The following is a 21,883-nucleotide window of genomic DNA, read 5'->3' as shown; positions in this document are numbered from 1 at the left end:
GTTTGTTTACATGAGACAAAAGGCTATAAATACCGGGCTGTTCCTATGCATTTTTCTTACCCTTCTGAATTGTGCCAAACGTGGTTCCCCCACCGGCGGAGAGAAGGATATAACACCTCCGAAAATGGTATCGGCGGAACCGGATACATCCAGCACCAATTTCAAAGCGAAAAGGATACGTATCTATTTTGACGAATACATTAAACTGAAGGATATTCAGAAGCAGCTTATCGTATCCCCGCCTATGAAAACCACACCGCAGATCATGCCACAGGGGAGCGCCAGTAAATATATAGATATTAAAATAAGTGATACCCTGAGAGAAAATACTACCTATGTGTTTAATTTCGGGCAGAGTATCGTAGACAATAACGAGGAGAACCCGTATTCCTTTTTCAAATACGTATTTTCCACAGGGGACTATGTGGACTCCCTTACCGTAAACGGATATATAACAGACGCTATTCAGAAAAAACCGGACGACTTCGTATCCGTAATGCTCTATGAAATAGATTCGACATATACCGATTCCATTGTTTACAAACAGGTTCCCACTTATATCACCAATACCCTGGACAGTTCCAGTACATTCCAGATCACCAACATTAAGGCGGGGAAATATATGTTGATAGGGTTAAAGGATAATTCCAGCACCAATACGTATGTGCCTAAAACGGATAAAATTGCCTTTATTAAAGATTTTATCGACGTCCCTACCGATTCGGTGTACCGACTGAATTTATTCGAGGACAATTCATACTACCGGGCTGCCAGGCCGGTACTCGCTGCCAAGAACAGGATCATTTTCGGGTATGAAGGTACGGCAGATGCGGACAGCATTGCCATAGACATGCTCTATCCGGAGCCTCCTGCAGATTACAAGTACAGGATTATAAAGGACAAAGAAAAAGACACCCTGCATTACTGGTTTACCCCTGTTGAGGCAGATTCCCTTATTTTTAAGGTAACAAACCCACGTGTCATGGTCCGGGATACTTTTACGGTAAAAATAAAAGAATTATATAACGATACCCTTACCCTCGCTCCGGCACAAAAAGGAAGTTTGTCTTTCAAAGAACCTTTTTCCATAGGCGCCAATACCCCTATCAACGCTGTGACCATGGAAAAAATTTCCATTCTTAACAAAGATTCTGTGGCAGTTGACTTCACATCGGAGATCGATGAAAAAGAAAACCTTGTCCGGCTGAAATGGGAAACACTCCCCAATGAGAAATACCAGGTAACCATGCTGCCGGGCGCTATAGATGATTTTTTCGGGGAAACCAATGATACCCTGGGTTACAATCTGAGCACCAAAAGCTTTGCCGATTATGGAAACCTGCGCATGATCCTGAGTAATGTCGATTCTTTTCCGATTCTTCTTCAACTTACGACGGAAAAAGGTGAAGTTAAAGACGAAATTTATGCCCAAGAGGCAAAAAGCTATTACGATTTCAACTATCTCGACCCGGGAAAATATCTTCTTCGGGTGATTTATGACGATAATGGCAACGGAAAATGGGATACGGGTGATTACCTGGAGAAAAGACAGCCGGAAAGGGTAAGTCACTTCCCCGGTGTCCTGGACATAAAAGCGAACTGGGAGATCGAACAAGACTTTATTCTCAGGAACCCTGCGCCGCCGGAACCGGAAAAAGACAGTATTCCGGCCAATATCGAAGAATAATGTCCCGGATTTTCTTCGCAGAACAAAAGGATATCAAAGAAGTTTGAATTCATCCCTGTCATCCAGAAAACGAAGTTTATCCCGATAGTATGTTATTTTTTCCTTATCCGGTGTAGCATATACTGTTTCCTCATTTTCGGAAAATACCATCTGCTCCCCGAGTACATCATATACGGCGGAATGCCCCGGGTATTTATGCCCGTTGTGGTCTTCGCCCACCCGGTTCACGCCGATACAGTAGCACAGGTTCTCTACGGCTCTTGCTTTCAGGAGTATGTCCCAGGAACTTATCCGCGGGGAAGGCCAGTTGGCAACGAACAGAAGCATGTCAAAGTTCTCCGTGTTTCTCGCCCATACCGGAAAACGCAGGTCGTAACATACAAGCGGACAGATCTTCCATCCTTTATACGATACGATAAGTCGTTCAGTACCAATATCGTATACATCATTTTCCCCGGCCAGGGTAAAAGCATGTTTTTTATCGTAATGCTCCACCTTTCCGTCCGGATGAACAAATAACAAACGGTTATAATATTTCCCCTGTTCTTCGATGACAACACTTCCCGTTATCGCTACGTCATTTTCTTTCGCTGCTTCCCGCATCCATATCATAGTTTCACCTTCCATACTTTCGGCAACCGCTTCCGGCTTCATGGTAAACCCGGAGGTAAACATTTCCGGAAGCACCACCAGGTCGGTATCCCGTTGAAGTTCGTCTATTTTTTTTCGCAATACCGTTCTGTTTATATGGGGATTTTCCCAGACAAGAGCGGTTTGTATAAGTGCGGTTTTTAATTCCTTACTCATTATTTCATTCATTTTTTAATCGAGTCATCAAGCAAATTTACTCACTAAATGAAACTTGAAATACCCTCTGAGCTATCAGGATGCTTCGAGGTAGTTGTCTACAGTAATCTTTTGTCCCAATGATAATCTTCCGTGTCTTTCAGGATCACTTTGTCAAAATCGGGATGACGGGTATTAATTATATAATTATACTCTCCTCTCACCAAAACGGAAGGGACTTTTAATACCAACGATATCTGCTTCACGTACCAATCACTTCCCTTTTTTTGAAGATTCGCATAATTAGCGATGCTTTTCCAGTTTTGGGATAATTTTCCCGGATTTATTTCTTCATAATATTTTTTTTCATCGGGAAGCGTAATAGTCATAAGTTTATATGTAGCCCTGTTCATAATGGAATTCCTATGAACAACCAATTCCAATACGGCCAGTGCCCTGCTTTCCGCACAGTAAATAACGTATTCATTTTCCTTGTTCCACCTGTTTGCGGCACCCGAAGCCTTAAGAGAAAAAGCATATTTTGCCATTGAAATCCTGAAAACCTCCATATTCATCAAACATTGTCTCCATACTCCATTGCCGTCAGCCTACTGTCTATCAACCTGATACCGCTAATCGTATTAAGAAAACCAAGAGGTTTCCTGTTTTCCAGAAAGACATTGGGCATTTCCAGCCAACGATTAAAGTCCTGTGAACTTCCAAAAACTTCTGCCCCATGTTTTACTAATGACAAAAGCATTACGATATGCTCTTTGATATCAATCCTCACATTAGCCGCATCTTTACGGTACTTGATAAAAGTTTTGGGAGCAATATTGAGTATCCCGGACAGTACTTCATCACTAACACCTATCTTGGATTTTAGTATTGTAATATGTAAAGGAGAAAAAGGCTTTTCAGACAAATACGTCACCATCCAGGCTGCTTCTATTTCACTGGGGATTTTCCGGAACAATTTTTCTTCAGTAACCATACCCGACCCTGTTTCGGTAAAAATACCATTCATGATAAGTAAAATTACATATTTTTATCCATTTAATAAAATATCCGTTCTGATATTCATATGTTTTAACGCACTCCCAACCCGCTTACATCATCTGTCGGGTATTCTTCCCATTCGTTTTCATCATAGGATGTATTGGGCTTTATAACTTCTGCTTTTCTTCGAAATGTTTTGTCCATTCCCCAGTTCTCATCTCCGGGAATGCCTATATGGTCTATAATTATCCCGTTTTTCATGAGCACTACCTGGTCATTTCCATTAAAGCCGAGTGCCCGGCTATTTACATCTGCTACTTCTCCATTATACAAGGTTTCATCATATTGAGTATGTGCATAGACCAACACCTCACCGGGATGAATTATACCTGCGAGTCCTATTGTATAGTTTTCAAAATCCCCATCCCCGTTAAAATCCCTTGCCAAAACATAACCATCCATGTCAATATCCACATCTGTAGCATTATAGATCTCTATGAATTTATTATATGAAGACCCTTCCACATACTCTGTGATCATCAGGTTTGTTCCACCGAGACAATCTTCATAGGGTTCTGTAAAATCAATATCATCCGGGTTTCCGGGTACCAGGCAATATTCATCCTCATATACGGAGACAATTCCCGTGATACTTCCTTTCCCATCATTTACCGTTTCTCCCGAAAAAGAAGCTGCTTCCCTGGTAAATACTTTTGCGGCATCAGTACAATCCGTGATTATCTGTATCCCGGAATAAATCACTCCCAGGGTTTCGAACTGCACGTTATCCATCCTCACAAGCCTGCTTTCATAGGCTTTAAGATCATCGGAAAGCATAATATTTTCCGGTTCCGGAAGATGTCCGGGTTCTGCGGATACTATATTTTCCAACGGAATGTTCTTTATATAAAGCAGCCCATTAGTCTTTTCCAGGGATGCAGCAGCAACGGATAGTTCTACCTTGTCTCCCGGGTTCAACGTGTGCCCCGAGGTGAAAGAACAGACAATTCCGGCAGTGTCATCCTCTATTACGGCATTAACTTCATCCGTATTTCCGGCTTCCCGGTCAGATATGACCGTCGCTGTGATCTTTATGTTTTCGGATATCTCCACAGTCTTTCCGTCATACATATCCCTGACATAGGCAATGGTAGCATCGGCCCCGGTGAGGTCACACGAATATACAATACCTCCGCACCGTTCGCCATTAAAGTCCAGATCGTCCATATCGCGGATGGTAAGCTGATATTTATTACTGTATTTTCCGAGTACCGCAGTTATCGTTCCGTTACCGAGAGGCAGTGTTTCCGACTGGAAATCGGCATAACCGCTGTTTCGCAATACAATTTCTTCTCCGTTACAGTTCCTGAGTATACGGTCCGTTCCGCTTTCTCCGGCAACCGCATATGGCTGGCACATGCCTTCCGGGCTCACTTCCATCCCCGGAAGTCTCACCAGGGTATTTATCATCTTATCATCCAATTCACTCACCGAAGTCATTTCTGGAATAATGTCTTTGGTATCTTCACAGGAAACAAAAATATGATCGTGAACTTTGGAAGCGGGCAATCTGCCTACGGACAAGGTCCCTCCCGCATTGGCAAACACCCCGCCAACTTTCAGCACTCCCTGGCTTTTACCCAGGTACAACCCCTTTAACCGAATACGTATTTTTTTTCCTGTGGAATATAAAAGGTGGTAATCCCTTAAATCCAGATCGATCTGAAATCCCTCCTGCGGATGCTCAGGCCTGTCCTGGATATGCAGGGTTCCGTAAAAATTACCTGTCTTATCACTGGAAATAACATAGCCTTCTATCACAAGGTCTTCATGTATAAGCATTACCTCATCTTCATACAGTTGCTTGACTTCTGCAAACGTAATATTGGGCTCCAATTCTTTTTCTTCGCACCCTGTTGCCGGGGTATCGTAGGTACTATTCACACAGGCCCATTGTAGAACCATAAGTACTATTACCGCATGTTTTTTTACCCTTTCCATATTAGAAACTGACTGCCAGGTTTATAAAATAAGTTCGCCCGAAACCATACCAGTACTTTGGCCCGAACGAAGGGACTCCTCTAGCCATATCGGATGACAATTGCCCGAAGTTACCATTGCGGCTTTGTTCATATCCTCCTGTCCGGTACACGGTATCAAATACATTATTCACACTGACAAAAAGCCCTATATACGTGCCATTTATCAGCCAGGATTTCCCCCCGGTAAGGTTCAGAAGGTAAAAATCATCCGGTTTTTCCTGTTTAAGCAGGGCAGACACTGCTTCATCCGTAGCATCGGGAAAGCGCTCCCCGGTTTCGGGGTTCACATAAAAACTGTCAGTCCGGGTTATTTTGGATATATCCACATAGCTATCCGCCAGGTAATTTGCGGTCATCCCCACCCACCAGTAGTCCGGGTCCCTGTACTCTATTCCCAGGGAGTATGCCTGTTGCGGCCCTGTAGCCAGCCTGTAACCCTTTATCGATGCCTTGCCAATATCCAGGAACCCATCGGGATTTATAAGGTCTTCTTCTCTTCCCGAGGTATCAAAATTAATGGCCACATCAGCATTATCAGCATAGGTGAATTTCCCATAGGCCCCGACTGCCGTAAGCTTTACTTCCGGGGATACCTGGTAAGACACCCCCAGTTCACCACCTACATGACGTTTTTGTATGCCGCTGACCGTTTCCTGTACAAAGTCACTACCTACACCGGCATCCACATAAAAGAAATTCACATCGGTAACATCTTCGAAACCGGTGTAATAGCCACTCAGTTTTGCCGTAAGCCCGGGTAAACGAAGAAGATAGGAAATTTCGCCGCTAATAATCGTTTCCGTGGTAATATCCTTTACCGATTCATTATTCTCTCTCGGGTTCACAAAAGAATTTTGTAACAGGGGCGCCCTGGAAATATACCCTCCACGAATACTCAAGGCATGTCTTCCGGTTATATGATACAGTCCCCCGGCCTTTATGCCGTATTCCGAAAATTTAAGGATATCGCTTTTCCCGAAAGAATTATCCGCGAAACGCTCATTTAAAAAATGGCCTTCTCTCTGGTAACCGGTATATCCGAAATTCGCAGCAACAAACGCATTCCATTTTTTTCGCTCGGCCCGGAGTTGTACAAAACCCTGTGCCTGTTGCGCGTATATACTATAATTGTAATTAAATGTATCTCCTTTATATTTTAAAGCTTCACCGTTAACATCGTTCCTGGTGTCGGTAAAAGGGTCTTCGTCTTCATGAAAATCCCCTCCCAGAAGGTCACTTATACTTGCATAGTTTTCCGATGTCGATGTTTTATAGACACCCCCGGCATTTACAGTGACCGAGCCGCCCAGGCGAACAAGTGCAGAAGTATGGAACGTAAGTGTCGTTTCATCCGAATTGTCGTCATAAAGTATATATGCACTTTTTCCTGCCTGCGACGGATTGCTGTTTATCCGGTATAAAGCGCCCCAGTCTATCTGGGGGTTTTCATAAAATCCTTCCCTCGCCAGGGCGGCGTTTTCAAAGTTGGCGCCGGACGGACTATTAATGTAAAAGCCGGGCAAATACCGGTAATAAACCGGGTCCGGATTCGGGGCATTGTAATACCCCAACCTGCTTCTTCCGTAAGCACCGGACTGCCAGGAAGCTCCTGCCGAAAACCGAAAACTGTCGCTTTCGTGGAAATAGGAAAGCAATGCCACCGGTTCCTCTATGCTTCTTTCCCTGGAATTACGGATATCACCATCCTGCATTCCCCAATACGGATTGTATTTTCTTCCGGCCATATCAAACACTTCCCCGGTTATCGCCGCCGAACCTCCTCTCCGGTTCGGTGCATATATCCCGGAAACCTGAATACTGTTCTTCTCATTGAAACGGTATTCTACCGCACCGAAAAAAGACCAGGCATCATAAAGGGTACCATCCATATACGCTTCTCCGGCCCATCGCCTGGAAGTGGATAAGGTATATGCCAAACCATTCTCCTGCATACCCGAACTATATGTAGCCATAAGCCTGCCATTGTAAAACCTGTTGGATGCAGAGGACGATATCCGGAAACCGGGCCTGTATTCCGATGCCCTTATAATGATATTGGTACTACCCAGAACTCCGCCGAAATGATACGGGGAAGGGGACAACCCGAAGGAGAGTTCCTGGCTCCTGGTCACATCATTCAGACCGCCCCAGTTATTCCATTGCGGTCTGCCGTTGAACATCTTATTCATGGGAATCCCGTTGAGCATCACCACTCCTTCCCTGGAATCATATCCCCTTACTTTAAAAAAAGCCTGGCTAAAATCGAAAGCGGCCCTTTGCAGGTATATGTCTCTCGTAGCCTGTAATATGCCGGATGCCACATCTGCCCCGCTTTCATCATCAGCCAGTTCGTTATCTGTTATAATCGCAAGGGTTTCCGACATTTCCCCGGAAATATCCTGTTCCAGGAATATATCGCCGATATCCACATCTTCGTTCTTGGTCACATCCAGTGGAAAAGCCCTGGAAAGATATCCGTCCGCACTGATATGGAGTGAAAAGTTCCCCGGGGATATCCCGCCGAAGACAAACGTCCCGTCCGTTCCGCTACGCTGCCTGTGTGCGGTTCCTTGAATACGGACGTGAATGCCTTTCAGCGGGACCCGGGTACGATAGTCCAATATCCTTCCCTTGACACGGGAAAGCGTCTGGCCAAAGCTGCAATGTATATATGGTAATAAAAACAGTAAGAGTAGTTTTTGTTTCATATTCTGGTTTTTTAGTTGGAGCACAGGCTTTCAATACATTATACTATGCCCGCTATTAAATTCTACACCACAAAATGAAAGGAGTCCCAATTTTTCGTGATAAATTTTTTCTATAATATCCGTAAGCACCAAAAACACTGTACTTCAGCAAGTTTCATTTTTTTTAAGCCTTTACGGCTACAGATACTTTTTCTATCTTTCTCCCGGTAATTGTATTCATCCTATTCACATTTCATTATGACAAAACCCGTACTTCTTCTACTGTTTGTCTTAGTATTTTCTCTGCGGATGGTTTCCGCACAGAAAAAGTACTCCGTAAAAACCATCGCTTTCTATAATGCGGAAAACCTCTTTGATACGATTCAAAGTTCCGATACGGATGCTGACAGAACCCCTTCCGGAGCCTACAAATGGACTTCAGGGCGTTATGCGGATAAAATATCCAAACTGGCCCGGGTGATTTCGGAAATCGGGGAAGAAGTTACCGGAACCGCCCCGGATGTCATTGGCCTGGCAGAGGTAGAGAACGGGAACGTACTGCGCGATCTGGTCAGCGATAGTGCCCTCGGCAGATATAATTACGGGATCATACATTTCAACTCCCCGGACCATCGCGGCATAGATGTCGCTTTACTGTACAGGAAAAGTACTTTTACGCCTATCGGCTTTAGCAATATTCCACTAAAAATATACAACGAGGAAGGTTACAGAATATACACCAGGGACCAGCTCCTGGTCAGCGGTATTCTGGACGATGAACCCGTCCATTTTATAGTCAATCACTGGCCTTCCCGCTACGGGGGAGAAAAGAAGAGCAGACCAAACCGGCTAGCGGCAGCCGAACTCAATAAAAAGATCATAGATTCCCTTCTTACTGTAAACCCTTCTGCAAAAATTATCAGTATGGGCGACCTCAACGACGACCCTACCGATCCGAGCCTGAAAAAAATACTGAAAACCAGAAAAAAAAAGGCAGGAGTAAAAGACGGGGAACTTTTCAACCCGATGGAAGAAATGGCACAAAAAGGCATGGGTACCCTTGCTCACCGGGATCAATGGCATTTGTTCGACCAGATATTCTTTACGGGCGAGCTCCTTAAAAAGGATAAATCGTCTTATCGCTACTGGAAAGCGGGAATCTACAACAAACATTATCTGCTCACACCGACAGGCCCTTATAAAGGCTATCCGTTGAGGAGTTATGCCAATGGAAGTTATTCGGGTGGATACAGTGATCACTTCCCTGTGTACATATATCTCGTAAAACAGATACAGTAAAGATATTTCAACAAAACAGCCTGCCTCCGGACTACTTTCACCGGTTACATTTCTCACTTTTCAAAACAGAAAAACAACACTTTCTTAACACTAAGCGTTGCATAATATCTTCGCATTTAATATCTTGCAGGCTCTATATAGTTAGATATTTGATTTGGTATTTTTAGTAATTAACCTTAATTCTTTAAATTTTAAGTATTATGTCATTTAAAGCAACTTTATCTGTTGGCGGCAAGAAAGTCAACATTTTGAATGCCAATTATGACCTGGCACAAGAGGTAGATGCTACCGGACGCCCTTCTTCAATAACCCGTGGGGGACGTATTAATCTCACTGTAGAATCTACCGGAGATTCCTTTTTCCTGGAGTGGATGACCAACAACTTCGAGCGTAAGAACGGAGTAATCACTTACATTAAACGCGATACGGATGCCAAACTACGTGAAGTGAACTTCACCGAAGGCTATCTCGTTAAATACCGGGAGAATTTTGACCATAACGGCGATAATCCTCTCACGGAAACTTTCACCATATCGTGCCGTGTCATCGCCAGTGGCGGCGGAGAGCACATCAACGAATGGGTATAGTATTTAATTTCTCATTTGATATTGTAATAAGCGAACCGATCAAATATTACTATCAAAGGGAGTCCGTGTGACTCCCTTTATTTCCTTAAATACCCTGTAGAAAAAATTGTATCCCATGTAATAACCCAATAGCTTATGTCTTTTTTAGCCAAGTTCGAAATCGATGAAATGTCTTATAACGTTCTGGAATATGACATCCGGGTAGAAAAGGGTACGGACCACAACGGAAAGCCCTCTACTAATGCCAAAGGCGGTGAAATCCGCCTGGTACTGGAAACCGATATGAAAGATAGTTTTTCCGACTGGGTAATCAGCAACTCCCAAACCAAAGACGGAAAACTGATCTTTTACAAACGGGATGGTATGAGCCGTATGCGTACTACTTCCTTTAAAAAAGGATACTGTATCCGTTATCACGAAAAATTCCGGGCTATAGGTGACGAACCCATGACTACGGAAATTGTTATATCCGCCAAGGAAATAAACATCGGTAACACTTCTTACACTAAAAAGTGGCCGATGCAGGCATAAGGAACATTCCCGGATTTCCTTAAAAACATATGCCCCGGGAAAGCGTATTCCCGGAGCTTTTAGTTTATTTCCATGCGCCGGAGATCAGTGCGAGTGCTCCGTCTCTCCTTTTTTCATCTCCGCAAGCAGGTAATAGGCGCCTTCCGTTACCACTTCGGCCTTTCCGGGAATGGTGTCCAAAGGCTTTATCTCTATCCAGCCTTCCATCGTACCTCCTGTTATGATTTCCATCCTGGTAAAAGCCCATTTTTCCTGCCCGGCATCCTTAACTTTATCCTCTTCTATATCTCCCGTACTTTCTTTTTTGATAAAAATGTATTTTTTGCCTTCATCTTCCACTACAGCTAGTTCCGGCAAGGCAATCGTTTTCATGTTTTCCACAGCTATCAATCCTTCTACGAACATTCCGGGAACAAACGGTTCTTTGTCGCCTTCCAGGCTGGCATGCATCCGTACCGCCCTGATCGTGCTTTCGTAATTTTTGCCTATTTCCGTGATCTTCCCTGTCACAGGCCTGTCCCTGTCATTGGCAATATACAGGGTTACTTTCTGTCCTTCCTTCACCTTATTCAGGTCCTTTTCATACACCAGCAGATCGGCATGAATGTTTTCCTTGTCCATGATACGGAAAAGCTGGCTTCCGGTAGTGATCCGCTGTCCTATGGTCACTCCTATTTCCCTGACGTAACCTTTTATCGGGGAAACAACCGGAAGGGCATCGTAAGTTCTTCCGTTTATAATGGCGTTGGGATTTACCCGAAGTAACCGCAATTTGGCCTTCGTACTTTCCAGCCTGGCCGTAACCGATTTATAATCGGAAGTGATGCGTTGGTAATTTTTTCCCGAAGCCACTTTATTCTCATAAAGTTTCTTCTGCCGGTCAAATTCCTGACTGAGATATTCATATTCGCTCTGTAATTCCCTCAGATTGGCCTGCAGGTCGATAAATGCGGGGTCTTCGATATAAGCAAGTACCTGTCCTTTTTTTACTTTTTTGCCTGGTTTTACCAGTATACGGCTTATATTTCCGTCCATAAAAGAGCCCACTGTTGCTTCATCTTCCGGGTACAATTCCAGTTCGCCTGTAACCCTTATGGTTCCGTCCAGGTTAACTGCGGTAAGATCCCCCAGTTTCAAGTTTATGGCTTCCCGTTGCTCCCCGGTGAGGGTCACCGTATTTTCTTCAGTATGGTCCTGCCGGTCCTGTTCTTCCGCAATTGTTATTTTCCGGGCTTCAGATCTCCTATCGGCTTCCTTGTTTTTAGTCTTGCCACAGGCGGCAAATAAAAGGACCGTGGCGATAAACATTATTATTCGAATTGTTTTCATTGTTTTTCTTTTTATATTTTTGGGACACAGTGTGATTGAGATACACGGCCGTGTGTCTTTACTTTATATTTTTCCCGGGTTAATTATCGACTATGGTACCGGGTTCTAAAAGGTATTTAAGCTGTATTACGGTCATATTGTATTCGCACAGGCGGTCCAGGTAAACATTCTGGACCTCCTTGGCATTATTCAGGTTCTGAATAAAAGACACGTAATCGATCTCTCCTTCACGATAGCTCAGATCTGCCGCGGCAATCTGCTCAAGTGCCAGTGGCAATAGCTGTTCCCGGTACAGTTTTACCGTGGCGTTAAGCTTATCGTAATCGTTCAACATGGTACGCACCCGGGTTTGCAGGTTTATCTGCTGTTGTGCCGTTTGCTCCTTTGCCATTTCCACCTGTACCTTTGCCGCTTTGGCCTGTGCGTTCCGGTTCCAGAAAAACAACGGTACGGACACACCGAGATTCCAGGAATAAAATCCACTTTGCCCTGCTATTTCCTGCCAGCCATAAGAAGCGTTTAATTTGGGCAAAAAATCTGCCTTTTCCGTACGCCACAGGGATTTCCGGGTCTCCGTCTCCAATTGTGCAAGTTGCATAACCGGATGTTCCTTTACCTTTTCTTTCCATACTTCCTGCATTCCTTCCTGTTCTATAAACAAAGCAGCGGCATCTTCCACTTCAAAAGGGGTTTCTTTTAGTATCCAGCGGTTTAAGGTATTCAGCCCTTTTTTATAGTCATTTTCCGCTTCAATTTTCCTCGCTGCTATTGCCCCGTATTGTCCTTCCGCTGCCAGGAGTTCCAGTTTTGTGGTCGCTTCCGTTTCGTAACGCAATCTTGCCGCCTTTAAAAAATCGCTGTAAATACTGTCCAGCTGTACGGCAAGTCTGAGTTTTTCCCGGGCATTTACCGCATTGTAATAGGCGCTGTATACTTCCATGGCCATATTAAGCCGCACCACATTAAGTCGCCCGGTCTCTTCTGTCACACGGGCTTTAGTAAGCGCTGATTTTGCGATGGTACCAAAAACATCGATATTACTTTGCCCTATCGTCAGTGTGTTCCGTACCCTATCTGCTCCCCCGTATTCTTCGCCGCCGGTACTGATGCTGGTCTGCCCGGGATCAAAAGCCGTAGCCCGCAGCGCTTTTTTCTGCTCCACAGACAGTTCTGCCTGTTTTATTCCCGGATGTTCTTCCAGGGCTCTGGAAAGTGCCTCTTTTAGCGAAACAATTTCCTGCGACTGTTGTGCTCGCATAGTTCCGGGAAGCAAAAGCAACAGCAGTAATCCCAGTCCGGGCAAAACATTTCTGTTCTTCATTGGATTTTTTTCTTTTTTTACTTTTCTGTTTTCTATGATATAATAGAGAATAGGCACCACAATAAGTGTAAGCAGTGTAGCTGTAGCCAATCCTCCTATAACCACGGTTGCCAGGGGACGTTGTACTTCTGCGCCCGCGGAGGCAGAAACAGCCATCGGAAAGAAACCGAGCACGTCGGTCAGCGCCGTGAGGATTATGGGCCGCAAACGTTCTTTTGTCCCCAGGAGGATACGCTCTTTTATATCAGACACTCCTTCTTCTTTAAGGCTATTGAAGCGGCTTATCAGTACCAATCCGTTGAGTACGGCAACACCGAAGAGCACGATAAATCCTACCCCGGCAGATATGCTGAAAGGCATTCCCCGTATCCATAGGGAAAGTATTCCCCCTATCGCGGCCAATGGCACTGCCATATAGATCATAACGGTCTGCGACAGGGACTTCAGGGCAAAATAGAGCAGGATAAATATCATGGCCAGTGCAATGGGTACAACAATGGCAAGCCGGTCCTTAGCCCTTTGAAGGTTTTCAAAAGCGCCCCCGTATTTGATGTAATATCCCGCCGGGAGATCCAGTTCCGCTTCCATCTTTCCCTGAATTTCTTCTACCAGCGATTGCACGTCCCTGCCCCTTACGTTAACACCTACCGATACTCTGCGGGATGTATTGTCGCGGCTTATCTGCATAGGGCCGGGCTTAAAATCTATTTTTGCCACTTCCTGTATTGGTATCTGTCCTCCTTCCGGAAGGTCCACATAAAGGTTCCGGAGATTTCCAATATCTTTCCGGAACAGTTCATCGAACCGCAGTACCAGGTCAAAACGCCGCTCCCCTTCAAAGACAACCCCTGCCTTACGCCCTGCGAATGCTGTACTGATATAGGTATTCAGCTTTTCTATGGTAAGTCCGTATTTGGCCATGTTCTGCCGGTTATAGCTCACCGTCATCTGGGGGAGTCCGGATGTGGCTTCGGGCCGTACATCACCTACACCGTCAACACTCCGGATAATACGCGCCATCTGCTCCGCCTTTTCCGCAAGCACTCCCAGGTCCTCTCCGTATAGTTTAATGGCTATATCCTCCCTCACTCCCGTAAGAAGTTCATTGAACCTCAATTCCACAGGTTGGGTAAACACGGTGTTTATCCCAGGGATAACCTCTATGGCCTCTTTTATTTTTTCTATGAGCTCCTCCCTGGTCTCTACCGTTGTCCATTTGGATTTATCTTTTTCCAGGGTAAGGATACAATCGGCAATATCCATAGGCATGGGATCGGTGGGTATATCGGCAACCCCTATACGCGAAACCATGGTTTTTACTTCGGGGAAAGAGGTCACTATTTTCTCTACTTTGGTCGTTGCGGATATACTTTCGGACAAGGAGCTGCCCGGACGGAGCAAAACCTGCATGGCCATATCACCTTCATCCAGCCTGGGCAGGAATTCCCCTCCCATGCGGCTGAAAACAAAAACGGATAACCCGAGAAGCACTATCGAAAAGATGATCACGGCCTTCCCGCCCTTAAGTGCCTTTATCAATACGGGACGGTATGCATCCTGGCAGAAATTAATAATCCTGTCTCCCGTATTCTTAATAACCCGTTCAAAGCGGTAAAACCTCGTATTCCCTTTCGATGGTTTCAGAAATAATGCCGACATGGCAGGCACGTAGGTAAGGCACAGTACTATAGCCCCGATCATGGCAAACCCGAAAGTATAGGCCATAGGCTGGAACATCTTACCTTCTACCCCGGTGAGGAATAAAATAGGGGCAAAAACGATAAGGATGATCAGCTGCCCGAAAAAAGCGGAATTCATCATCTGGCTGCCGGATTCGTATGCAATGGTATCCATTTCCCGCCCGGTCAGCGATTTTGTTTTATTACCAAGCCTTTTTTCTATGAAGTGCACCGCCCCTTCAACTATAATCACCGCCCCGTCCACGATGATACCAAAATCGATTGCTCCTAACGACATCAGGTTGGCCCAGACCCCGAATACTTTCATCAGGATAAGAGCTACAAAGAGAGACAACGGTATCACGGAAGCCACCAGGAGCCCTCCGCGGAAACTACCCAGCAACAATACCAGGACAAAAATGACGATTAACGCCCCTTCCACAAGATTTTTGGTTACCGTGTCCGTAGTTCGTTGGATCAGGTCGCTCCTGTCTATAAAAGGTTTGATGGTAAGTCCTTCGGGAAGGGATTTTTCGATCTCCGTTACACGATTTTTTACATCCTGTATCACTTTATTGGAATTCTCCCCCTTGAGCAATAGAACCATGCCTCCTACAGCCTCTCCTTCACCATCGCGTGTTACGGCGCCATAGCGCACCTGGCTTCCGAAACGGACGTTTTCGGCGACCGAACTGATAAGTACAGGCTGTCCGTTTACGGTTTTTATAACGATATTCCGTATATCGTCGAGGGATTTGATAAGCCCTTCTCCCCGGATAAAGTTGGCCATATGGCCTTTCTCTATGTATGCTCCTCCGGTATTCGCGTTGTTTTGCTGCAAAGCCTCATATACTTCGTGGATGGACACCCCCGCGCTGTTAAGCCTTGCCGGGTTTAAGGTCACTTCATACTGTTTGACTTTTCCCCCGAAGGAATTGACCTCGACTACACCAGGCAACAGGGCCATTTGTCTCTTTACAATCCAGTCCTGGACCGAACGGAGCTCGGTAGGGGAATACTTGTCTTCATATCCCTTTTCCGGGACTATGGTATACTGGTATATTTCCCCGAGCCCGGTTGTAATAGGTCCCATAGAGGGTTCTCCGAAACCCGTGGGAATTTCTTCCTTTATTTCGGAAAGTTTTTCACTTACCAGTTGCCTGGGGAGGTAGGTCCCCATATCGTCTTTGAATACAACGGTAACTACGGAAAGCCCGAAACGGGAGACAGACCGTATTTCATCCACCCCCGGGAGATTGGAAACGGCGAGTTCTACCGTATAGGTTACGAATTGTTCAATGTCTTCCGTGCCCAGGTTAGGGGCCACGGTAATGATCTGTACCTGGTTATTGGTTATATCGGGAACGGAATCCAGGTTTATGGTCTTTACAGCGTACCACCCGCCACCGACAATAGCTATTACCATTAAGAACACGATAATTTTGTTCTTAATAGAAAAGCCGATGATCTTATCAATCATGCGAATTCAATTAAGTTTAACATTCGGTAAATAGGACTCCGCGTATTTTCGGCGAAATCCGTCCTATCAGAAAATGTTAAACCAATTGAGGCGGTTGTAAAACGGAATGGTGGTACTCCCTCGGCAAAGAATAGTGCAGGGGGAAATTATCGGTATAGTTCCCGACAGTTTTAAAATCGGGGTAAACGGGAAGAGCTTCTAAGGAAATTACAATCCCGCAACAGGCACAGGTGCAAAAAGGGGTACAGTCCAGGTGACCGACGTCCGTGCTATCCACATCGCAGTGCACTTCCTTAAGACTGCCATCATGCGGATCGGGGGTAACCGTATCCGAACAGGGTGTCACAGACAGCGCCAGTACATAAAGACTTAATAATATGGTTAATACTTTTCGCAACAATCTGCTGTTTTATCAAAACAAAGGTACACTTTTTAAGGTTTTCCGCACATAACGATATCTTAAAATTTATTCCAGTCAAGAATATTGCCCGAATTATAAGACAGGTTTGTCACATTACCAATAATAGTATAAATTTTTCTGTAATTTATAAAAGCATCATCAAATAAAATCCAAATATATTCCGGCATATTAACCATATATTAACGGTGATGCCCAAAAATACCACTTACCGCAATTTCATACTCCGCAAATATTTTCCGATATTTGTATATGATGAAACCTATATGGCAAGGATTATTAGCATATTTACAATTCCTCATAAAACGCAGTCCGGAATGAGGGAGGTGGACTTTTGTATTTAAAAAAAGTTTAACCTTAATACCACGTTATGCCATTCTATCATAAACTGGGTAACATACCCCATAAAAGACACACCATATTCCGGAAACCGGACGGGAGCCTTTATTACGAACAATTATTCGGCACGGTCGGTTTTGATGGCATGTCCTCTAATATTTACCACGAACACCGGCCTACGCAGGTAAAAGAAATAAAAAGTTCGGTTGATGTCGCTCCGAAAATTGCAGTGGGAAACAACATTAAATCCTATCGCTTTCACGGGTTTAAAATAGTCCCCGAGAACGATTACCTGCAAAGCAGGAAAACTGTGCTCACCAACAATGATTGCAGCATTATCCTCGCGGCACCTAAACATTCTACAAAAGATTACTTCTATAAAAACGCAGATGAGGACGAGTTGATCTTTATTCACAAAGGGAGCGGAAAACTTCGGACACACCTGGGAAATCTCGATTTTAAATACGGGGATTACCTGCTCATACCGAGGGGGACCATTTATAAAATGGATTTCAATTCCGAAGATAACCGCCTTTTTATAGTCGAGTCGCGCCGTCCGATCTACACCCCGAAAAAATACCGTAACTGGTTCGGGCAATTGCTGGAACATTCGCCGTACTGTGAGCGGGATATCCGCCAACCCGGGGAACTGGAAACTCATGACGAAAAAGGAGAATTCCTGATAAAGATCAAAAAGCAAAACGAGATCTTCGATGTCGTATATGCCACACATCCTTTTGATGTTGTAGGATATGACGGGTTTAATTACCCGTACGCCTTTTCCATTCACGATTTCGAACCGATAACCGGGCGTATACACCAGCCGCCACCGGTACATCAGACCTTCGAGACCGATGCTTTCGTGGTATGCAGTTTTGTACCGAGATTATACGATTACCATCCGGAAAGTATTCCTGCACCGTATAATCACAGCAATATAGACAGCGACGAAGTGCTCTATTACGTAGACGGTGATTTTATGAGCAGGAACGATGTTGCCGAAGGGCATATTTCCCTGCACCCGGCGGGCATTCCCCACGGGCCCCATCCCGGCGCTGTGGAACGCAGTATCGGAAAGGAAAAAACCGATGAGCTTGCCGTTATGGTAGACACCTTCAAGCCGCTGATGCTTACGGAAGACGCTATGAAAATCGCGGATGATTCCTATCACAAATCCTGGTTGGAATAATTCGATAATGGGATAATGTGCCAATGAGGCAATGAGTTAATTATCACATTTCTTAGTACGTGACAAAATTAGATTTTGGCACTATTTATCGGAAAATCAGTTTTACCCTAGCCCTAAAGGGAACCCGATTTTCCTCGTCCCGATATTTATCGGGATCTCCCTTTAGGGCCGTGGTCAAAAATCGAGGAAAATCCTGCGGAATTGAATTTTGTCATGTACTAAAATCACATTAACTAAAGAACGTATTCATTAAAATTTTAACCGATGACTTTCAATGAAAAATACAAGGGTAATATTATCCTCGTAAAATCATCGCCACATCCAAAACAGGAAGGAATTACCTGTCCGAACCCGCCGCCAATTGGCACATTGACTAATTAACAAATTATCAAATTAAAAAAAAGATGAAAACCGATAATACATCCCTTCACCTCGAAAAAACAGTTCCCCAGGCAGAAGATTTCCTGCCTATACTTGGAACGGACTATGTAGAATTATATGTTGGTAATGCCAAGCAGGCCGCACATTATTACCAAACCGCCTGGGGCTTCCAGCCCTTGGCATATGCCGGACTGGAAACCGGCGTAAAGGACAAGGTATCCTATGTATTGCAACAGGATAAAATACGTCTGGTACTGACATCTCCTCTGCAATCCGGTGGCGATGTCAACCGGCATATCGACGCTCATGGCGACGGGGTAAAAGTAGTGGCTCTATGGGTCGATGACGCCACCAAAAGCTACGAAGAAACCACCAAACGCGGTGCCGAGAGCTATATGGAGCCTAAAACCATAGAGGACGAACAAGGTAAAGTTGTGCTTTCCGGGATACACACTTACGGAGAAACCGTCCATATATTCGTAGAACGAAAAGATTACAAAGGCGTATTCATGCCCGGGTTCAAACCCTGGTCTCCTGCATATAAGCCGGAACCCACAGGACTTAAATATATAGACCATATGGTAGGAAATGTGGGCTGGAACGAAATGAACAAGTGGTGCGAATTCTACGCCAAGGTTATGGGCTTCGCCCAACTTATTTCTTTTGACGACAAGGACATCTCGACCGAATACACCGCTCTTATGAGTAAAGTAATGAGTAACGGTAACGGAAGGATCAAATTCCCTATCAACGAACCGGCGGAAGGAAGAAAAAAATCACAGATCGAGGAATACATCGATTTTTACAATGGCGCCGGTGTGCAACACATAGCGGTCGCCACGGACAATATTATCGAAACCGTAACACAGTTGCGCGACCGTGGGGTGGAGTTTCTCAAAGTCCCGAAAACATATTACGAAACCATCCTGGACAGGGTGGGGGAAATAGACGAAGACCTGGAACCACTAAAAGAACTCGACATCCTGATCGACCGGGATGACGAAGGTTATCTTCTCCAGATATTCACAAAGCCCATACTGGACAGGCCCACAATGTTCTTTGAGATCATCCAGAGAAAAGGGGCGCAATCTTTCGGAAAAGGGAATTTCAAAGCCCTTTTTGAAGCTATTGAAAGAGAACAGGAATTACGGGGAACCTTATAAAAATCGAAAACATGTATATACCATAAAAAAATCCCCGGATTTGACGATCCGGGGATTTTTATTGTTTTCCTTCAGAGCAATTAGTCCGCGAGGACAATCACCCTGTTGTTTTTCATCTCAATAGTACCGGAGTTAATCGGTAACAGTGTTTCGTTCTTCTCTCCTCTGGAAAATCTATCCTGAAACTCTTCCCTGATCTTTACATCCCCATAAATTTTCACATGGCCTTTTCCCAGCAGGGATACGATAGGCGCGTGATCTTTCAACATCTGGAACTCCCCGTTTATTCCGGGAACCGCAACCGAAGTCACATCTCCGCTGAACAAGGTCGCTTCAGGCGATACTATCTCTAAATACATATATTTATCTTTACGATTTATAGCTTACGGTCTGAACAGACCCGTAAACAACAATTCTAAGCTTCAGCAAGCATTTTCTCTCCGGCTTCGACAGCTTCCTCTATGGTACCTTTCAGGTTAAAGGCAGCTTCCGGAAGGTGATCCAATTCGCCGTCCATGATCATGTTAAAGCCTTTGATAGTATCTTTAATATCTACCAAAACACCTTTTAATCCCGTAAATTGCTCCGCAACGTGGAAAGGCTGGGATAAGAAACGCTGTACACGCCTCGCCCTCGAAACTACCAATTTATCATCTTCAGATAATTCTTCCATACCAAGAATTGCAATAATATCCTGCAACTCCTTATATTTCTGAAGAATTTGCTTTACTCGCTGAGCACATTCGTAATGATCTTTCCCTAAAATATCAGCAGACATAATTCTGGAAGTAGATTCCAGCGGATCTACTGCGGGATAAATCCCCAATTCCGCGATTTTACGGGATAGTGAAGTTGTAGCATCCAGGTGGGCAAACGTAGTCGCCGGCGCCGGATCGGTAAGGTCATCCGCAGGTACGTAAACCGCCTGTACGGAAGTAATAGAACCTTTTTTGGTAGAGGTAATGCGTTCCTGCATGGCACCCATTTCAGTTGCCAGTGTAGGCTGGTATCCTACCGCCGAAGGCATACGTCCGAGAAGTGCGGACACTTCGGAACCTGCCTGGGTAAAACGGAAAATGTTATCCACGAAGAAAAGTACGTCCTTTCCTTGTGCGTCACCGGCACCGTCACGGAAGTACTCCGCTATGGTAAGACCGGAAAGCGCCACCCTTGCCCGTGCTCCGGGGGGCTCGTTCATCTGTCCGAATACGAAGGTCGCTTTGGATTCTTTCATGGTAGCTTTATCTACCTTACTGAGGTCCCAGCCACCTTCTTCCATAGAGTGAAGGAAGTCATCTCCGTACTTAATAATTCCGGATTCCAGCATTTCCCGCAAAAGGTCATTCCCCTCACGTGTCCTTTCACCTACACCTGCAAATACGGATAATCCCCCGTGTCCTTTGGCTATGTTATTGATAAGTTCCTGGATCAATACGGTTTTACCTACACCGGCACCTCCGAACAGACCGATCTTTCCTCCTTTTGCATAAGGCTCTATGAGGTCGATTACCTTAATTCCGGTAAACAAGACTTCGGTAGAGGTGGACAGTTCGTCAAATTTAGGGGCTTCCCTGTGAATAGATAAACCATTGTTTCCTTCTTTCGGTAAATTTCCCAAACCGTCAATAGCATCGCCTATTACGTTAAAGAGACGTCCGTAAACATCCTCTCCGATAGGCATTTGTATCGGGCTTCCGGTTGCAACCGCTTCTGTCCCTCTGCTCAGACCGTCTGTAGAGTCCATAGAGATAGTCCTTACGGTATCTTCACCAATATGTGACTGAACCTCCAGAATGAGTTTGGAGCCATCTTCCCGGGTAATCTCCAGGGAATCATAAATTTTCGGGAGGTCGGAATCCGCAGCAAACGCGATGTCTACAACAGGACCAATGATTTGTGCAACTTTACCTACAACTTTCGACATTACTTAAATCTTTAATGTATAGCTTTTTATATACTAAAACAA

Annotated in this window: 16 protein-coding genes; 6 read left to right on the top strand and 10 right to left on the bottom strand. The window is 44.8% G+C overall.

The features are described 5' to 3' along the window. The first annotated feature begins 10 nt into the window (after positions 1 to 10). On the top strand, positions 11 to 1,687 hold the full coding sequence (locus ACVBDY_RS19475) for an Ig-like domain-containing domain (RefSeq protein ID WP_447177135.1): 1,677 nt from the start codon (positions 11 to 13) through the stop codon (positions 1,685 to 1,687). 33 nt (positions 1,688 to 1,720) lie between these two features. On the opposite strand, the gene ACVBDY_RS19470 is transcribed toward ACVBDY_RS19475, so the two are convergent. From ACVBDY_RS19470 to ACVBDY_RS19450, 5 genes are all read right to left on the bottom strand, one after another. After that, positions 1,721 to 2,494, bottom strand: a complete 774-nt coding sequence (locus ACVBDY_RS19470; protein ID WP_447177134.1) for an amidohydrolase — start codon at positions 2,492 to 2,494, stop codon at positions 1,721 to 1,723. A 98-nt stretch (positions 2,495 to 2,592) separates the two neighbouring features. After that, positions 2,593 to 3,021, bottom strand: coding sequence for an RES family NAD+ phosphorylase (locus ACVBDY_RS19465; RefSeq protein WP_447177133.1), 429 nt, complete (start codon positions 3,019 to 3,021; stop codon positions 2,593 to 2,595). A gap of 26 nt (positions 3,022 to 3,047) precedes the next feature. Next, positions 3,048 to 3,500, bottom strand: coding sequence for an Xre family toxin-antitoxin system antitoxin (locus ACVBDY_RS19460; protein ID WP_447177132.1), 453 nt, complete (start codon positions 3,498 to 3,500; stop codon positions 3,048 to 3,050). Between the two features lie 62 nt (positions 3,501 to 3,562). Further along, positions 3,563 to 5,416, bottom strand: a complete 1,854-nt coding sequence (locus ACVBDY_RS19455; protein WP_447177131.1) for a DUF5689 domain-containing protein — start codon at positions 5,414 to 5,416, stop codon at positions 3,563 to 3,565. Between the two features lie 58 nt (positions 5,417 to 5,474). Next, positions 5,475 to 8,222, bottom strand: a complete 2,748-nt coding sequence (locus tag ACVBDY_RS19450) for a carboxypeptidase regulatory-like domain-containing protein (protein WP_447177130.1) — start codon at positions 8,220 to 8,222, stop codon at positions 5,475 to 5,477. Positions 8,223 to 8,459: 237 nt separating this feature from the next. On the opposite strand from ACVBDY_RS19450, the gene ACVBDY_RS19445 reads away from it, so the two are divergent. From ACVBDY_RS19445 to tssD (ACVBDY_RS19435), 3 genes are all read left to right on the top strand, one after another. Further along, a complete protein-coding gene (locus ACVBDY_RS19445) occupies positions 8,460 to 9,500 on the top strand; it encodes an endonuclease/exonuclease/phosphatase family protein (RefSeq protein WP_447177129.1) in 1,041 nt (346 codons plus the stop codon). 200 nt (positions 9,501 to 9,700) lie between these two features. Continuing rightward, positions 9,701 to 10,087: a type VI secretion system tube protein TssD gene (gene tssD / locus ACVBDY_RS19440; protein WP_447177128.1), complete on the top strand. Its 387-nt coding sequence runs from the start codon at positions 9,701 to 9,703 to the stop codon at positions 10,085 to 10,087. A 135-nt stretch (positions 10,088 to 10,222) separates the two neighbouring features. Then, positions 10,223 to 10,618 carry a type VI secretion system tube protein TssD gene (gene tssD, locus ACVBDY_RS19435; protein WP_447177127.1) on the top strand — a complete coding sequence of 132 codons (396 nt, stop codon included), beginning with the start codon at positions 10,223 to 10,225 and terminating at the stop codon, positions 10,616 to 10,618. A gap of 84 nt (positions 10,619 to 10,702) precedes the next feature. Here the strand turns inward: tssD (ACVBDY_RS19435) and ACVBDY_RS19430 are convergent, their stop codons facing one another. From ACVBDY_RS19430 to ACVBDY_RS19420, 3 genes are all read right to left on the bottom strand, one after another. After that, positions 10,703 to 11,947 carry an efflux RND transporter periplasmic adaptor subunit gene (locus ACVBDY_RS19430; RefSeq protein WP_447177126.1) on the bottom strand — a complete coding sequence of 415 codons (1,245 nt, stop codon included), beginning with the start codon at positions 11,945 to 11,947 and terminating at the stop codon, positions 10,703 to 10,705. A 79-nt stretch (positions 11,948 to 12,026) separates the two neighbouring features. Beyond that, a complete protein-coding gene (locus ACVBDY_RS19425; protein ID WP_447177125.1) occupies positions 12,027 to 16,427 on the bottom strand; it encodes a CusA/CzcA family heavy metal efflux RND transporter in 4,401 nt (1,466 codons plus the stop codon). Positions 16,428 to 16,503: 76 nt separating this feature from the next. After that, a complete protein-coding gene (locus tag ACVBDY_RS19420; RefSeq protein WP_447177124.1) occupies positions 16,504 to 16,824 on the bottom strand; it encodes a DUF6660 family protein in 321 nt (106 codons plus the stop codon). A 391-nt stretch (positions 16,825 to 17,215) separates the two neighbouring features. Here ACVBDY_RS19420 and ACVBDY_RS19415 point away from each other — a divergent pair, with 391 nt between their 5' ends. Together ACVBDY_RS19415 and hppD are read left to right on the top strand one after the other, a co-directional pair. Then, positions 17,216 to 18,373 (top strand): homogentisate 1,2-dioxygenase, encoded by a 1,158-nt coding sequence (locus tag ACVBDY_RS19415; protein ID WP_447177123.1) that lies wholly within the window; start codon positions 17,216 to 17,218, stop codon positions 18,371 to 18,373. Between the two features lie 404 nt (positions 18,374 to 18,777). Then, a complete protein-coding gene (gene hppD, locus ACVBDY_RS19410) occupies positions 18,778 to 19,917 on the top strand; it encodes a 4-hydroxyphenylpyruvate dioxygenase (protein ID WP_447177122.1) in 1,140 nt (379 codons plus the stop codon). 80 nt (positions 19,918 to 19,997) lie between these two features. Here the strand turns inward: hppD and ACVBDY_RS19405 are convergent, their stop codons facing one another. Both ACVBDY_RS19405 and atpD read right to left on the bottom strand, forming a co-directional pair. Beyond that, on the bottom strand, positions 19,998 to 20,276 hold the full coding sequence (locus ACVBDY_RS19405; RefSeq protein WP_447177121.1) for a F0F1 ATP synthase subunit delta/epsilon: 279 nt from the start codon (positions 20,274 to 20,276) through the stop codon (positions 19,998 to 20,000). 56 nt (positions 20,277 to 20,332) lie between these two features. Next, positions 20,333 to 21,841: a F0F1 ATP synthase subunit beta gene (atpD, locus tag ACVBDY_RS19400; RefSeq protein WP_447177120.1), complete on the bottom strand. Its 1,509-nt coding sequence runs from the start codon at positions 21,839 to 21,841 to the stop codon at positions 20,333 to 20,335. Positions 21,842 to 21,883: the final 42 nt, after the last annotated feature.

Source organism: Sinomicrobium halophytocola, from assembly GCF_052983395.1.
Note: the sequence above shows the minus strand (reverse complement) of the source record. Positions and strands in the feature narration are given on the sequence as shown.

Coding starts and splice junctions, on each gene's coding strand:
- ACVBDY_RS19475 (WP_447177135.1), top strand. CDS start 11: ATGAGACAAAAGGCTATAAATACCGGGCTGTTCCTATGCATTTTTCTT.
- ACVBDY_RS19470 (WP_447177134.1), bottom strand. CDS start 2,494: ATGAGTAAGGAATTAAAAACCGCACTTATACAAACCGCTCTTGTCTGG.
- ACVBDY_RS19465 (WP_447177133.1), bottom strand. CDS start 3,021: ATGGCAAAATATGCTTTTTCTCTTAAGGCTTCGGGTGCCGCAAACAGG.
- ACVBDY_RS19460 (WP_447177132.1), bottom strand. CDS start 3,500: ATGAATGGTATTTTTACCGAAACAGGGTCGGGTATGGTTACTGAAGAA.
- ACVBDY_RS19450 (WP_447177130.1), bottom strand. CDS start 8,222: ATGAAACAAAAACTACTCTTACTGTTTTTATTACCATATATACATTGC.
- ACVBDY_RS19445 (WP_447177129.1), top strand. CDS start 8,460: ATGACAAAACCCGTACTTCTTCTACTGTTTGTCTTAGTATTTTCTCTG.
- tssD (WP_447177128.1), top strand. CDS start 9,701: ATGTCATTTAAAGCAACTTTATCTGTTGGCGGCAAGAAAGTCAACATT.
- tssD (WP_447177127.1), top strand. CDS start 10,223: ATGTCTTTTTTAGCCAAGTTCGAAATCGATGAAATGTCTTATAACGTT.
- ACVBDY_RS19430 (WP_447177126.1), bottom strand. CDS start 11,947: ATGAAAACAATTCGAATAATAATGTTTATCGCCACGGTCCTTTTATTT.
- ACVBDY_RS19425 (WP_447177125.1), bottom strand. CDS start 16,427: ATGATTGATAAGATCATCGGCTTTTCTATTAAGAACAAAATTATCGTG.
- ACVBDY_RS19415 (WP_447177123.1), top strand. CDS start 17,216: ATGCCATTCTATCATAAACTGGGTAACATACCCCATAAAAGACACACC.
- hppD (WP_447177122.1), top strand. CDS start 18,778: ATGAAAACCGATAATACATCCCTTCACCTCGAAAAAACAGTTCCCCAG.
- ACVBDY_RS19405 (WP_447177121.1), bottom strand. CDS start 20,276: ATGTATTTAGAGATAGTATCGCCTGAAGCGACCTTGTTCAGCGGAGAT.
- atpD (WP_447177120.1), bottom strand. CDS start 21,841: ATGTCGAAAGTTGTAGGTAAAGTTGCACAAATCATTGGTCCTGTTGTA.